This is a genomic window from Mycobacterium sp. IS-836 (assembly GCF_001954275.1).
Classification (GTDB): domain Bacteria; phylum Actinomycetota; class Actinomycetes; order Mycobacteriales; family Mycobacteriaceae; genus Mycobacterium.
In genome coordinates, this window is the sequence record NZ_MBEU01000072.1 from 126,548 (window position 1) to 141,632 (window position 15,085).

A 15,085-nucleotide genomic window follows, 5' to 3' on the forward strand; every position below is an offset into this window, starting at 1 on the left:
TCAGGGCAGGGCGGAAAGCAGCGACGGCGGGGTAAGCGGTGCCGGTGCTGCCGGTGCCGCCGCTGCCGGGGCACCCGGGACGCCGCCGTTGGCCAGCGCCGACAGGTCGCCCGGAAGCGAAAGCTGCGGTGGCACATTCAGCGGTAAGCCCGGCAGTGCCGGCATGTTCACCCTCGCCGCCGGAGTCGCCGGTGCCGCCGGAACGGCCGGAGTTGCCGGCACGCCCGGGATCGAAACCGGCAGGCCCGGAATCGTCGGAGCCGCCGGCACGGCGGGCGCCGCCGGTGCCGCCGGTGCCAACCCTGGGATCGAGTTGAGCCCCGGGAGTGCGGAGGTAGCCGCGGGCGCTATGGGTGAGGTGGCTGCCGGCGCCGTGATCCCGGGAAGGGACGGGATAGCAGCCGGAGACGACGCCGCGGGCGCGGCCGCGGCCGGGGTCAGTCCCGGAAAGGTGATACCGGGAGCCGCCGGTGTGGCCGGCGGGGTCGCCCCGAGTGCGGTCGCGAGGTTTTGCAGAATCTGCGGCGCGTTGGCCGCAGAAGCGATCAGCTGTTGCGGAATGTTGGGTACTGGGTCCGCCGGCACGGGGTCGGCGTGGGCGATACCGCCCGTGAGTAGCGCGGCGGACGAACCGACCAGAACGGCGGATGCCCGCATGTAGGTCCAGATGGTTGGCATGACTCTCCCTGAGTTATCGACGACAGGTCCCGGCCTGAAGGTACGTTGATGCTGGTGTGACTCAAGTGACACGTGTGGCATTTATTCGATCGTTATGGATACGTGTGACGGCGGTGATCGAGCGTCTGCGTCGATCGCTAAAGTCGGGCGGATAGACGCCACCTCGGCCGCCCCGGCGGCATCGAACACCCGGCGGCTGGCGAATCTGCTCGTCGCGGCCGCGCCGGTGCTGCTAGCCGTCAGCGTCGCCGCGCGCCTCGCCTGGACATACCTGGCACCCCACGGGGCGAACTTCGTCGACTTGCACGTCTACCTCGGCGGTGCGGCGGCTATCGACCACCCCGGCAGCCTGTACGGCTACACGTATGCCGATCAGACGCCGGACTTCCCGCTCCCGTTCACCTATCCGCCGTTTGCGGCCGTCGTCTTTTACCCCCTGCACCTGTTGCCGTTTGGCCTCGTGGCTTTCCTGTGGCAGATCGCGACGATCGCGGCGTTGTACGGCGCGATTCGGATCAGCCAACGGTTGCTGGGCGGGGGCAGCCGGCGCGTCGCGATGGCCTGGACGGCCGTCAGCATCTGGATCGAGCCGTTGCGCAGCACCTTCGACTACGGGCAGATCAATGTGCTGCTGATGATCGGGGTGCTCTGGGCTGCCTGCACCACACGGTGGTGGCTATCGGGACTGTTGGTCGGCGTGGCGTCCGGGATCAAGCTCACACCGGCGATCGCCGGTGTCTACCTCCTCGGCGTCCGGCGCGTCGGCGCGGCGGTGACCTCCGCGGTCGTCTTCCTTGGCACCGTCGGGATATCGCTACTCGTCGTCGGCGATCAGGCGCGCTACTACTTCACCGACCTGCTGGGCGACGCGCGCCGGGTCGGGCCCATCGCCACCTCGTTCAATCAGTCCTGGCGTGGCGGCATTTCGCGGATCCTGGGCCACGACGCCGGCTTCGGTCCGCTTGTGCTGGCCGCCATCGCCGTCACGGCAGTCCTGGCCGTCCTCGCGTGGCGGGCGCTGGACCCCTCCGATCGGCTGGGCAAGCTGCTGGTGGTCGAGTTGTTCGGGCTGCTGCTCTCGCCGATTTCGTGGACCCATCACTGGGTGTGGTTGGTCCCGCTGATGACCTGGGCGATTCACGGGCCGGTGCGCCGATGGCCCGGCGCATCGATTGTGGGCTGGGGTTGGTTGGGGCTCACCATCGTTGGCGTGCCGTGGCTGCTGAGCTTCGCGCAGCCGACCATTTGGCAACTCGGCCGCCCGTGGTACCTGGCGTGGGCCGGGCTGGTCTACATCGTGGCCGCGCTGGCGACCCTGATCTGGATCGCTGTCGCCGGCCGCCGCGCCGTCCCCTCCGAAGGGCAGCCTTCTGCGCAGCCCGCCGAGCGGGCCGCTTCGTCGCCCGGTTAGTCCGCGACGATCCCGTCGATATCGCGCGCCATGTCGATGTCGTTCTTGGTGATACCGCCCTCGGAATGCGTCACCAGAGCGAAAGTCACTGTCCGCCAACGAATATCGATATCAGGGTGATGATCCTTGCTCTCGGCGTGCTCGGCGACCCGACGCACCGCGTCGATGCCGGCCAGAAAGCTCGGAAACTTTATCGACCGGCGTAGGGCGCCCTCGGCACGCTCCCAGCCGTCGAGGTCGGGCAGTGCGGCGTCTACTTGCTCATCCGTTAACACAGCCATACCCCGAACATACTCCGCGCGCCAACCGTTGTTCGGGGTCGTAACGGCGCCGGGTTTGGGCAAGAATGTCACCATGCCACAGCGGTCGTTCGAGGATGCCAGTGCCTTCCATCGGGTGATGCGAACCTTTGCGGCCACGAAAGTCGGTGTGGCCCTTCTGCGGCCGACCGCGAACCGCCTCGACCAACTCATCACCAAGGTCACCGGCGGCCGACGTAGTTTCGCCGGGATCGCCACCGGTGTACCGGTGGTCATCCTCACCACGAAGGGCGCCAAGTCCGGCGAACCCCGCACCGTCGCGGTGTACGGAATTCCGCACCCCGACGGCCTGGCCCTCATCGCCTCCAACTGGGGCGGCGCAAAACACCCGGCCTGGTATCACAACCTGAAGGCCAACCCACAAGCCACGGTATCGATCGAGGGCGACACCTGGCAGGGCACCGCACGACGCGCCACGCCACGCGAGCGAGACGAGATCTGGGCCAGAGGCGTTGAGCTCTATCCGGGCTGGGCGAAGTACGAAGCACGGGCGGGCGACCGCCACATCGAGGCATTCGTCCTCACCCGGCAATGACCGACGCGTAGCTGACTTTCCCTCGTAAATGCGTTGCGGCGCAGGCCTGTTTGACCTGCTTGTCCCGTGACACTTTGCGTTTTCTCAGGATTCGGAACCATCTCAGCGCACGGGCGTCGAATCAATCAAAAGCATGAAGCGTCTATGTAATCAGCCAATCGCGTTGCACACCAACAAAGGACACGAAATGGTGGGTTCGTGGGGTGTGGCCCGGCGGCGGAGCATCCAGGCGCGGGGATTTCACGGGAGACCTATGAAAGAGGATGACATGACGACCCATCACCACCGGGTGATCACCAAAATTATCGTCGGCGCCGCCGTCGTTCTCGGCGTCGGCGTTGGGGGCGCGGCAACCGCCCGGGCCGACGCGAATCAAACCGGCACCGACCCGAATCCATTCGGCGCGCTCGGCTGTGGCTGCCAACAGACAGCTCCGCCCGGGGGCCCGGCGATGGAGGCACAGCTAGAGCAGGGAATCTGGGCGGGTCTCGCCGCCACCCCGGCCAACCGCAGCATTAGGTAAGTCCAGCCGCGCCCCCGACGGGCGGTATACCGTGACTGGCCATGCCGACCCAGATTGTCGTCGCCGGGGCAGTCATCGCCGGCTCGACGCTCTTGGTGGCGCAACGCGTCCGGCCGCCGGAGCTGGCCGGCCGCTGGGAGCTGCCCGGCGGCAAGGTGGCGACCGGCGAGACCGAGCGCGACGCGCTGGCCCGCGAATTGGCCGAGGAGCTTGGTCTCGACGTCGGCGATGTCGCGGTGGGCGACCGCCTCGGCGACGACATTGCGCTGGACGGCATGACGACGCTGCGGGCGTACCGCGTGCGGTTGCTCGGCGGGGAACCGCACCCGCATGACCATCGGGCGCTGCGTTGGGTGACGGCGTACGAACTGCATGACGTCGATTGGGTGCCGGCCGACCGGGCCTGGTTAGCGGACCTGATTCGGGCGCTGCGAGCAAGCTCCTGACGAGTCCACAGTTTCTCCGCAGGGAACGTACAGCGCTATTGCAGCAGACACGCGTGAAACTGGAAGCTAACAAGCTCAAATAGACCCTAACCTCGATTTGCATGCCGGTAGCGATCCCGATGGTTGGCCCGACGGCGTGGGCGCTGTTTCCACGCCGTGATCCGGCGTACGCGAATACGGAAACCCCACGTCGATGGCAGTAATTTCTACTCACAGGCCCCGCGTGGTCGATGTGGTAGGACGGTCATCCGGGACCTACGCTGAGGGTCGATTGCCGCCCAGCGCGCGGGTCGCCAACGCCGTCGGACACGCGATTGCCGATTGTGCGGATCGCGCGGGCGGACTACCGCATTCGAACCCAGCAGCGAGACACGCCGTTGTTTTGAGTAGGGGGTTTACCGTTTGACTGCCACACCTCACGTTGGTGGACCGCTCGAGGAGTTGTTGGAGCGTAGTGGGCGTTTCTTCACGCCCGGCGAGTTCTCCGCCGATCTGCGCACCGTCACGCGCGAGGGCGGCCGCGAAGGTGACGTGTTCTACCGCGACCGGTGGAGCCACGACAAGGTGGTCCGCTCCACGCACGGGGTCAACTGCACCGGATCGTGCTCGTGGAAGATCTACGTCAAGGACGGGATCATCACGTGGGAAACCCAGCAGACCGACTACCCGTCGGTGGGCCCCGACCGCCCCGAATACGAGCCGCGTGGCTGCCCCCGGGGCGCGTCGTTCTCCTGGTACAGCTATTCGCCCACGCGGGTGCGCTATCCGTATGCGCGGGGCGTGCTGGTCGAGATGTTCCGTGAGGCCAAGGCGCGGCTCGGTGACCCCGTGCTCGCGTGGGCGGATATCCAGGCCGATCCGGAGCGTCGTCGCCGCTACCAACAGGCCCGCGGCAAGGGCGGGCTGGTCCGGGTGACCTGGGCCGAGGCGACCGAGCTGATCGCCGCGGCCCACGTGCACACCATCAAGACGTACGGCCCGGACCGGGTCGCCGGCTTCACGCCGATTCCGGCCATGTCGATGGTCAGCCATGCGGCGGGTTCGCGATTCGTTTCGCTGCTGGGCGGGGTGATGACCTCGTTCTACGACTGGTATGCCGACCTGCCGGTGGCCTCGCCGCAGGTGTTCGGAGACCAGACCGATGTGCCCGAGTCCGGGGATTGGTGGGACGCGTCGTATTTGATGATGTGGGGTTCCAATGTCCCGATCACCCGAACCCCGGACGCGCACTGGATGGCCGAGGCTCGCTATCGGGGCACCAAAGTCGTTGTGGTGAGCCCGGATTACGCCGACAACACCAAGTTCGCCGACGAGTGGATACGCTGCGCCGCCGGAACCGATGCCGCACTGGCGATGGCGATGGGCCACGTCATTCTCTCGGAATGCTATGTGCGCAAGCAGGTTCCGTTCTTCGTCGACTATGTTCGCCGCTACACCGACCTGCCGTTCCTGATCAAGCTGGAGCGGCGCGGCGACTCGCTAGTGCCCGGCAAGTTCCTGACCGCGGCCGACATCGGCGAGGAAGTCGAGAACGCGACGTTCAAACCCGCCCTGGTCGACGAGGTCACCGACCGGGTCGTCGTGCCGCACGGCTCCCTGGGATTCCGGTTCGGTGAGGACGGCGTCGGGAAATGGAACCTCGACCTGGGCCCAGTTGTCCCGGCGCTGAGCGTTGCGGGCACGCAGGACGTTCAACTGGTCGAACTGCCCAGCTTTGACACGATCGACGGCCACGGGGAGACGGTGCACCGCGGCGTGCCGGTGCGCCGCGTCGGCGAGCACCAGGTGTGCACGGTGTTCGACCTGATGCTGGCCCATTACGCGGTGCAGCGCGACGGTCTTCCCGGCGAATGGCCGACCGGTTACGACGACCCCAGCCAGCAGAACACCCCGGCCTGGCAGGAACCGATCACCGGTGTGCCTGCCGCGCAAGCGATTCGGGTCGCCAAGGAATTCGCCCGCAACGCAGAGGAATCCGGCGGACGTTCCATGGTGATCATGGGTGGCGGCATCTGCCACTGGTTCCACAGCGACGTCATGTATCGCTCGGTGCTGGCGCTGCTGATGTTGACCGGGTCGATGGGGCGCAACGGCGGCGGATGGGCGCACTACGTCGGCCAGGAGAAGGTGCGCCCGTTGACCGGCTGGCAGACGATGGCGAATGCCACCGACTGGTCGCGGCCACCGCGGCAGGTGCCCGGCGCCTCGTACTGGTATGCGCACACCGACCAATGGCGCTACGACACCTATGGGGCGGACAAGCTGTCCAGCCCGCTGGGCCGCGGCAAGTTCGACGACCAGCACACGATCGACCTGTTGGCCTCGGCGACGGCGATGGGCTGGAGCCCGTTCTATCCGCAGTTCGACCGCTCCAGCCTCGATGTCGCCGACGAGGCAACCCAGGCGGGGCGCGACGTCACCGAGTTCGTCGCCGAACAGCTCGCCCAGCGCAAGCTGAAGCTATCGATCACCGATCCCGACGATCCCGTCAACTGGCCGCGCGTGCTGTCGGTCTGGCGGTCGAACCTGATCGGCTCGTCGGGCAAGGGCGGCGAGTATTTCCTCAAACATCTGCTGGGCACGGACTCCAACGTGCAATGCGAGGCGCCCGCCGACGGCGTGCGGCCCGTGGATGTGGCCGCGCACCGGGAAATTCCCGAGGGCAAGCTGGATTTGATGATGTCGATCGACTTCCGGATGACGTCGACGACTCTGGTATCGGACGTGGTGTTGCCCGCCGCGACGTGGTACGAGAAGAACGACCTGTCCAGCACCGACATGCACCCGTACGTGCACGCGTTTTCCCCAGCGATCGACCCGCCGTGGGAAACACGTTCGGACTTCGAGGCATTCGGCGCCATCGCCCGCGCCTTCAGCGCCATGGCCCGGAAGCATCTGGGCACGCGCAACGACGTCGTACTGACCGCGCTGCAGCACGACACGCCGGATGCGATGGCCTATCCCGATGGCACCGAACGCAATTGGCTGCGCACCGGCGACGTGCCCGTGCCGGGCAGGACGATGAGCAAGCTCACCGTGGTGGAGCGCGACTACGCGGCGATCTACGACAAATGGGTGACCCTGGGCCCGCTTGTCGACCAGTTCGGCATGACCGTGAAGGGTTACACCGTCCATCCGTTCCGCGAGATCAGCGAGCTTGCCGCGAAGTTCGGAGTCATGAATTCCGGTGCGGCAGCGGGCCGTCCGGCGATCACCACGGCCGCGCGGATGGCCGACGTCATCCTCGCCCTGTCCGGGACGTGCAACGGGCGCCTGGCAGTCGAGGGTTTCCTCGAACTGGAGAAGCGCACCGGGCAACGGCTGGCGCACCTGGCCGAGGGCAGTGAGGAACGGCGGATCACTTACGCCGACACCCAGGCTCGCCCGGTCCCGGTGATCACCAGCCCGGAGTGGTCCGGTAGCGAGACCGGCGGACGCCGCTACGCGCCGTTCACGATCAACATCGAGCACCTCAAACCGTTCCACACGCTCACCGGGCGGATGCACTTCTATCTCGCCCACGATTGGGTGGAAGAGCTCGGCGAACAGCTGCCCGTGTACCGACCGCCGCTGGACATGGCGCGGCTGTTCAACCAGCCCGAGCTCGGATACGACGGAATCGGCCTCACCGTGCGCTATTTGACGCCGCACTCGAAGTGGTCGTTCCATTCGACCTACCAGGACAACCTGTACATGCTGTCGCTGTCTCGCGGCGGCCCGACGATGTGGATGAGTCCGGGGGACGCGGCGAAAATCAAAGTGCGCGATAACGATTGGGTCGAGGCGAGCAACGCCAACGGCATCTATGTGTGCCGGGCCATCGTCAGCCACCGCATGCCCGACGGCGTGGTGTTCGTCTACCACGTGCAGGAGCGCACGGTTGACATGCCGCGCACCGAGACCAACAACAAGCGCGGCGGCAACCACAACGCGCTGACGCGGGTGCGGATCAAGCCCAGTCACCTGGCCGGCGGCTACGGCCAGCACGCGTTCGCCTTCAACTACCTCGGCCCCACCGGCAACCAGCGCGACGAGGTGACCGTGGTACGCCGTCGCAGCCAGGAGGTGACCTACTAGTGAAGGTCATGGCGCAGATGGCGATGGTGATGAACCTCGACAAATGCATCGGCTGCCACACCTGCTCGGTGACTTGCAAGCAGGCCTGGACCAACCGCGCGGGCACCGAGTACGTGTGGTTCAACAACGTCGAAACCCGTCCGGGAGTGGGTTATCCGCGCACCTATGAGGACCAGGATCGCTGGCGCGGCGGGTGGGTTCGCGACAAGAGGGGCCGGTTGCGGCTGCGCGACGGCGGCCGCATCAACAAGTTGCTGCGCATCTTCGCCAATCCCAAGCTGCCCACCATCGACGACTACTACGAGCCGTGGACCTACGACTACGAAAACCTGACCCAGGCCCCGGCTGGCGACACCTTCCCCACGGCCGCGCCGCGCAGCCAGATCACCGGCGAACCGATGAAGGTGTCCTGGGGATCGAACTGGGACGACAACCTCGCGGGCTCGCCGGAGATCGTGCCCAACGACCCGGTTTTGAAGAAGGTCAGCCAAGAGGTCAAGCTCAAGCTCGAAGAGACCTTCATGTTCTACCTGCCGCGGATCTGCGAGCACTGCCTGAACCCGTCGTGCGTGGCCTCCTGCCCGTCGGGCGCGATGTACAAGCGCAGCGAGGACGGCATCGTTCTCGTCGACCAGGATCGCTGCCGGGGCTGGCGGATGTGCGTGTCCGGATGTCCTTACAAGAAGGTGTATTTCAACCACAAGACCGGCAAGGCCGAGAAGTGCACACTGTGCTATCCGCGCATCGAGGTCGGCCTGCCCACGGTGTGCTCGGAAACCTGCGTGGGACGCCTGCGCTATCTGGGGCTGGTGCTCTACGACGTGGACCGCGTGCTGGAGGCGGCGTCGGTGGAAAACGACACGGACCTCTACGAGGCGCAGCGCCGGATCCTGTTGGACCCCAACGATCCCGAGGTGATCGCCGCCGCGCGGGCGGAGGGCATCGCAGATGAGTGGATCGAAGCGGCGCAGCGGTCACCGGTCTACGCGCTGATCAACACCTACCGGGTGGCGCTTCCCCTGCACCCGGAATACCGGACCATGCCGATGGTTTGGTACATCCCACCGCTGTCACCGGTGGTCGACGCGGTCAGCCATGACGGCCACGACGGCGAGGACCTGGGCAACCTGTTCGGCGCCCTCGAAGCGCTGCGCATCCCCATCCAGTACCTGGCCGAGCTGTTCACCGCGGGCGACACCGAAGTGGTCGCCGGGGTGCTGAAGCGGCTGGCCGCGATGCGGTCGTACATGCGCGACATCAACCTCGGCCGTGAGACGCAACCGCACATCCCGCATGCCGTCGGGATGACCGAAGAACAGATCTACAACATGTACCGGCTGCTCGCGGTCGCCAAATACGAAGAGCGCTACGTGATTCCGACGTCATACGTGGCCGACGTGCCCGCCGCCGCGATGGCCGACGAGATGGGGTGCTCGTTGTCGTTCGAGGGAGGGCCGGGCATGTACGAATCAGGACCGTTCGGCGAGGGCAGCGGCGCGCCGGTCCCGATCGCCGTGGAAACTTTCCACGCCCTGCAACAGCGCCAGACGGGTGCCGTCGCCGGGACCGGTGGCACGGGCGGCGGCGGCCGCTCCAGGATCAACCTGCTCAACTGGGACGGCAACGGCGCACCCGCGGGCCTGTTCCCCGATTCCAACGAAGATCCGGGGTAGCGATGAGGTTGTTGTCCAAGATCGCCGAGCGCGGGACCTCCCGGGAGATGCAGGACCGACTGGTGTGGCAGGCGGCCTCGCTGTTGCTGGCCTATCCCGACGATGGGCAGGCGCAGCGCTTGGCCACCGTGAGCGAGCTGCTGGACCACATCAGCGGGCCCGCGGCGGCGCTGCTCGAACGGACGCTTGTCGCGCTGCGCGGCCGCGACCCGATGACCGCCGCGGCGGAGTATGTCGAGACCTTCGACTTGCGCCGCCGCGCAACGATGTACCTCACCTACTGGACCGCCGGCGATACCCGTAACCGCGGCAGGGAGATGCTGGTGTTCGCCAGCGCTTACCGGGACGCGGGTGTCGAGCCGCCGCGAAAGGAGGCCCCGGATCACCTGCCCGTGGTGCTGGAATTCGCCGCGACCGTCGATCCCGAGGCGGGCCGGCGGCTGCTCACCGAGCACCGGGTTCCGATCGACGTATTGCACGGGGCGCTGGCGCAAGCCGAGTCGCCGTACCGGCACGCCGTGGCGGCGGTTTGCGAAACACTGCCGGGCGCAACCGATCAGGAGGCGCGCCGAGCGGAACGGCTGGCGAAGGCCGGTCCTCCCGCGGAAGCCGTTGGGCTGCAGCCGTTTACCCTGACCGTCCCGCCGAAGCGCACCGAAAGAGGCTGACCGTGGTTCACATGAAATTGGTCGAGATCTTCTGGGACGACGTGCCTTACGTCGCGCTGTCGGTCGCGGCCGTCGGCACCTGGTGGCGGTATCGCTACGACAAGTTCGGGTGGACCACCCGTTCGTCGCAGCTTTACGAGTCGAAGTTGCTGTCGATCGGCAGCCCGCTGTTTCACTTCGGCAGCCTGCTGGTGATCATGGGCCACGTCATGGGGCTGTTCATTCCGGAATCGTGGACCCGCGCGATCGGGATGAGCGACCACATCTATCACCTGCAGGCGTTGTTGCTCGGCGTGCCCGCCGGCTTTGCCACCCTGATCGGCATCGGGTTGCTGATCTACCGGCGGCGCAGGTACGGGGCGGTGTTCTTGGCCACCACCCGCAACGACAAGCTGATGTATCTGGTGCTGGTGTGCGCGCTGGTGGCGGGGCTGTGCTGCACCCTGGCCGGGGCCACCCACTTCGGCGAGCTGCACGACTACCGGCAGAAGGTGTCGGTCTGGTTCCGGTCGATCTGGATCCTCGATCCGCGGGGGGATCTGATGGCGCACGCGGCGTTCTACTACCAAATTCACGTGTTCATCGCGCTTGCGCTGTTTGCCCTGTGGCCGTTCACCCGCCTGGTGCACGCGTTCAGCGCGCCGGTCGCCTACCTGTTCCGCCCTTACATCGTGTACCGGACCCGGGAAGTGGCCGACAAAGAACTGATCAGCGCGGCACCGCGCCGCCCCGGCTGGTGAGTGCGCCTCCCGGGCTTTGGTTGTGCGCCTAGGGCGACGCCAATGCACACTCAACGCCGCCACCGCACACTCAACACCGCAGGGCGGTCCGGCATCCGCCAGTTCGCTATCTGAAGCCCCCGCTGCCAGAATCACCGACGTGCCATTTCGCAATGTCGCCATCGTCGCCCACGTGGACCATGGCAAGACCACGCTGGTCGACGCGATGCTGCGGCAGTCCGGCGCGCTGCACGAACGCGGTGAAGTGCAGGAACGCGTGATGGACACCGGCGACCTGGAACGCGAAAAAGGCATCACCATCCTGGCCAAGAACACCGCCGTGCACCGCCACGACCCGGATGGGACCGTCACGGTGATCAACGTGATCGACACCCCGGGCCACGCCGATTTCGGTGGCGAGGTGGAGCGCGGGCTGTCCATGGTGGACGGGGTGCTGTTGCTGGTCGACGCGTCCGAGGGCCCGCTGCCGCAAACGCGGTTCGTGCTGCGCAAGGCGCTGGCCGCCCACCTCCCGGTGATTCTCGTGGTCAACAAGACCGACCGGCCCGATGCGCGCATCGACGAGGTCGTCGAGGCCAGCCACGACCTGTTGCTCGACGTCGCCTCGGATCTCGACGACGAGGCCGCCGCGGCCGCCGAGCACGCCCTGGGCCTGCCGACGCTGTACGCGTCCGGGCGCGCCGGGGTGGCCAGCACCACGCAGCCGCCCGATGGCCAGGTCCCCGACGGCTCGAACCTGGACCCGCTGTTCGAGGTCCTGGAAAAGTACGTGCCGGAGCCCAAGGGCGACCCGGACGCGCCGCTGCAGGCCCTGGTCACCAACCTCGACGCGTCGAGCTTCCTGGGCCGGCTGGCGCTGATCCGCATCTATAACGGGCGCATCCGCAAGGGCCAGCAGGTGGCGTGGATCCGCGAAGTGGACGGCCAGGAGACCATCGCAACCGCGAAGATCACCGAGCTGCTGGCCACCGAGGGCGTCGAACGCAGCCCGACCGACGAGGCCATCGCGGGCGATATCGTCGCCGTCGCCGGCCTGCCGGAGATCATGATCGGCGACACGCTAGCCGACTTGGCGAATCCCGTTGCGCTGCCGCGGATTACGGTGGACGAGCCGGCGATCTCGGTGACCATCGGAACCAACACCTCGCCGCTGGCCGGCAAGGTGTCCGGGCACAAGCTGACCGCGCGCATGGTGCGCAACAGGCTGGACGCCGAATTGGTGGGCAACGTGTCGATCCGCGTGGTCGACATCGGCGTGCCCGACGCATGGGAGGTGCAGGGGCGCGGCGAGCTGGCGCTGGCCGTGCTGGTCGAACAGATGCGCCGCGAAGGCTTCGAATTGACGGTCGGCAAGCCCCAGGTGGTCACCAAGACCATCGACGGCAAGCTGCACGAGCCGTTCGAGGCCATGACCGTCGACTGCCCGGAGGAGTACGTCGGGGCCGTCACGCAGCTGATGGCCGCGCGCAAGGGCCGCATGGTCGAGATGGCCAACCACACCACCGGCTGGGTCCGAATGGATTTCGTCGTCCCCAGCCGCGGCCTGATCGGCTGGCGCACCGACTTCCTGACCGAGACCCGCGGCACCGGCGTCGGCCACGCGGTGTTCGACGGGTACCGGCCGTGGGCGGGGGAGATCCGGGCCCGGCACACCGGGTCGCTGGTGTCCGATCGGTCCGGCACCATCACGCCGTTCGCGCTACTGCAGCTCGCCGATCGCGGACAGTTCTTCGTCGAACCCGGGCAGGACACCTACGAAGGCATGGTCGTCGGAATCAACCCGCGCCCAGAGGATCTCGACATCAACGTCACCCGCGAGAAGAAGCTCACCAACATGCGGTCGTCGACCGCCGACGTCATCGAGACGCTGGCCAAGCCGCTCGAGCTCGATCTGGAGCGGGCCATGGAATTCTGCGCACCCGACGAATGCGTCGAGGTGACTCCGGAGGTGGTGCGAGTGCGAAAGGTCGAGCTGGACGCCACTTCCCGGGCCCGCGGCCGGGCGCGGGCGAAGGCCAGGGGTTAGGCCGCTCGTGGTCGGGCGCGTTGCTGGGCGGGTGCTCGATACCCTGATGGGCGTGCCGAGACGCCCCCGCCGTTTCTTCGCGAAGCTCGGCTTCTCGATGGTCGCCGTGGTTTCGCTGGCCGGGTTGGCGCTGGCGGCGTGCACGGTCAGCCCGCCGCCGGCACCGCAAAGCACCGATACGCCGCACAACTCGGCGCCGCCGCCGCAGCGGCCTACCCAGATCATCATGGGCATCGACTCGATCGGTGCCGGGTTCAACCCGCATCTGCTGTCCGATCTGTCCCCGGTGAACGCGGCGATCAGCTCGCTGGTGCTGCCCAGCGCATTTCGGCCGGTGCCCGATCCCGGGACGCCGACGGGTTCGCGCTGGGAGATGGATCCCACGCTGTTGGTGTCGGCGGAGGTGACCAACCAGAACCCGTTCACCGTCACCTACAAGATCCGGCCCGAGGCGCAATGGACCGACAACGCCCCGATCGCCGCCGACGACTTCTGGTACCTGTGGCATCAGATGGTCAGTCAGCCGGGGGTCGTCGATCCCGCCGGCTACGACCTCATCACCGGCGTGCAGTCGCTCGAGGGCGGCAAGCAGGCGGTGGTGACCTTCGCGCAGCCCTACCCGGCGTGGAAGGAGCTGTTCAGCGACATCCTGCCCGCGCACATCGTCAAGGACGTGCCGGGCGGTTTCGCGGCCGGGCTGGCGCGGGCCCTGCCGGTCACCGGCGGGCAGTTCCGCGTCGAGAACATCGACCCGCAGCGCGACGAGATCCTGATCGCCCGCAACGACCGCTACTGGGGTCCGCCGGCCAAGCCGGCGCTGATCCTGTTCCGCCGCGCCGGGGCGCCGGCGGCGCTGGCCGACTCGGTGCGCAACGGCGATACGCAGGTGGCCCAGGTGCACGGCGGGTCCGCGGCCTTCGCGCAGCTGTCCGCCATCCCCGATGTGCGGACGGCGCGGATCGTCACTCCGCGGGTCATGCAGCTCACCCTGCGCGCCAACGAGCCCAAGCTGTCCGACACGCAGGTCCGCAAGGCGATCCTGGGGCTGCTCGACGTCGACCTGCTCGCCGCCGTCGGCGCCGGCAGCGACAACACCGTCACGCTGGCGCAGGCCCAGATCCGCTCGCCCAGCGACCCGGGCTATGAGCCAACCGCGCCTCCCGCGATGACGACGCCGGCGGCGCTGGCCTTGCTGACGTCGTCCGGATACCAAATCGAGAGCAGCACCTCGGCGTCGCCGGTGCCGCCGCCGCCCAGCGCGACGCCGCCGGTGAGCACCGGGCCGCCCGAAGTCATTCGGGGGCGGATCAGCAAGGACGGCCAGCAGCTGTCGCTCGTCATCGGGGTCGCCGCGAACGACCCGACAGCGGTCGCCGTGGCCAATACCGCCGCCGATCAGCTGCGCAACGTCGGGATCGCCGCGACCGTGCTGGCGCTGGACCCGGTGACGCTGTATCGCGACGCGCTGAACAACAACCAGGTGGACGCTATCGTCGGATGGCACCAAGCGGGCGGAAACCTGGCGACCCTGCTGGCCTCGCGCTACGGCTGCCCCGCGCTGCAGTCGACGACGGTGCCGACCGCCAACACGCCCACCAATGCGGCCTCCACCGGTCCCTCCAGTCCTGCCGGGCCCACGTCGCCCGCCCCGCCAAGCCCCTCCGCCACGACGCCGACGTCGACCCCACCCAGTCGCGCACCCGACCCCGGCGCGCTGGTGCAGGCGCCGTCGAACCTCACCGGGATCTGCGATCGCAGCATCCAGTCGAACATCGACGCCGCCCTCAACGGCACCAAGAGCATCAACGACGTGATCACGGCGGTCGAACCGCGGCTGTGGAACATGTCGACCGTGCTGCCGATCCTGCAGGACACGACGATCGTTGCGGCCGGACCGAGCGTCCGGAACGTCAGCCTGTCGGGCGCAGTACCGGTCGGCATCGTCGGCGACGCCGGCGAATGGATCAAAACCGGGCCGTGACGGCCTC

At 67.5% G+C, this 15,085-nt stretch carries 12 protein-coding genes; 10 read left to right on the plus strand and 2 right to left on the minus strand.

Annotated elements, in window-relative coordinates; all coding sequences use genetic code 11:
* Positions 1-678: a hypothetical protein gene (locus A5747_RS20745; RefSeq protein WP_076127772.1), complete on the minus strand. Its 678-nt coding sequence runs from the start codon at positions 676-678 to the stop codon at positions 1-3.
* Between the two features lie 94 nt (positions 679-772).
* Here A5747_RS20745 and A5747_RS20750 point away from each other — a divergent pair, with 94 nt between their 5' ends.
* Positions 773-2,089 carry a mannosyltransferase gene (locus A5747_RS20750; RefSeq protein WP_076127777.1) on the plus strand — a complete coding sequence of 439 codons (1,317 nt, stop codon included), beginning with the start codon at positions 773-775 and terminating at the stop codon, positions 2,087-2,089.
* On the opposite strand, the gene A5747_RS20755 is transcribed toward A5747_RS20750, so the two are convergent.
* Positions 2,086-2,370: a 4a-hydroxytetrahydrobiopterin dehydratase gene (locus A5747_RS20755; protein WP_076127780.1), complete on the minus strand. Its 285-nt coding sequence runs from the start codon at positions 2,368-2,370 to the stop codon at positions 2,086-2,088. The two genes, A5747_RS20750 and A5747_RS20755, sit on opposite strands and share 4 nt — an antisense overlap.
* A gap of 73 nt (positions 2,371-2,443) precedes the next feature.
* Here A5747_RS20755 and A5747_RS20760 point away from each other — a divergent pair, with 73 nt between their 5' ends.
* The 9 genes from A5747_RS20760 (at position 2,444) to A5747_RS20800 (ending at position 15,078) form a co-directional block, all read left to right on the plus strand.
* A complete protein-coding gene (locus tag A5747_RS20760; protein ID WP_076127909.1) occupies positions 2,444-2,944 on the plus strand; it encodes a nitroreductase family deazaflavin-dependent oxidoreductase in 501 nt (166 codons plus the stop codon).
* Between the two features lie 268 nt (positions 2,945-3,212).
* Positions 3,213-3,467 (plus strand): hypothetical protein, encoded by a 255-nt coding sequence (locus A5747_RS20765; protein WP_142245661.1) that lies wholly within the window; start codon positions 3,213-3,215, stop codon positions 3,465-3,467.
* A 41-nt stretch (positions 3,468-3,508) separates the two neighbouring features.
* Positions 3,509-3,913 carry a (deoxy)nucleoside triphosphate pyrophosphohydrolase gene (locus A5747_RS20770; protein ID WP_076127782.1) on the plus strand — a complete coding sequence of 135 codons (405 nt, stop codon included), beginning with the start codon at positions 3,509-3,511 and terminating at the stop codon, positions 3,911-3,913.
* Between the two features lie 402 nt (positions 3,914-4,315).
* Entirely contained in the window at positions 4,316-7,990 is a 3,675-nt protein-coding gene (locus A5747_RS20775) for a nitrate reductase subunit alpha (protein ID WP_076127784.1), read from the plus strand.
* On the plus strand, positions 7,990-9,663 hold the full coding sequence (narH, locus tag A5747_RS20780; RefSeq protein WP_076127787.1) for a nitrate reductase subunit beta: 1,674 nt from the start codon (positions 7,990-7,992) through the stop codon (positions 9,661-9,663). The genes A5747_RS20775 and narH overlap by 1 nt, the downstream gene beginning before the upstream one ends.
* A 2-nt stretch (positions 9,664-9,665) precedes the next feature.
* Positions 9,666-10,331 (plus strand): nitrate reductase molybdenum cofactor assembly chaperone, encoded by a 666-nt coding sequence (gene narJ, locus A5747_RS20785; RefSeq protein ID WP_076127790.1) that lies wholly within the window; start codon positions 9,666-9,668, stop codon positions 10,329-10,331.
* Positions 10,332-10,342: 11 nt separating this feature from the next.
* Entirely contained in the window at positions 10,343-11,071 is a 729-nt protein-coding gene (narI, locus tag A5747_RS20790; RefSeq protein WP_076127792.1) for a respiratory nitrate reductase subunit gamma, read from the plus strand.
* 139 nt (positions 11,072-11,210) lie between these two features.
* Complete coding sequence (gene typA, locus A5747_RS20795) at positions 11,211-13,097, plus strand: translational GTPase TypA (protein WP_076127795.1); 1,887 nt, start codon at positions 11,211-11,213, stop codon at positions 13,095-13,097.
* Positions 13,098-13,143: 46 nt separating this feature from the next.
* Positions 13,144-15,078, plus strand: coding sequence for an ABC transporter family substrate-binding protein (locus A5747_RS20800; protein ID WP_198938230.1), 1,935 nt, complete (start codon positions 13,144-13,146; stop codon positions 15,076-15,078).
* Positions 15,079-15,085: the final 7 nt, after the last annotated feature.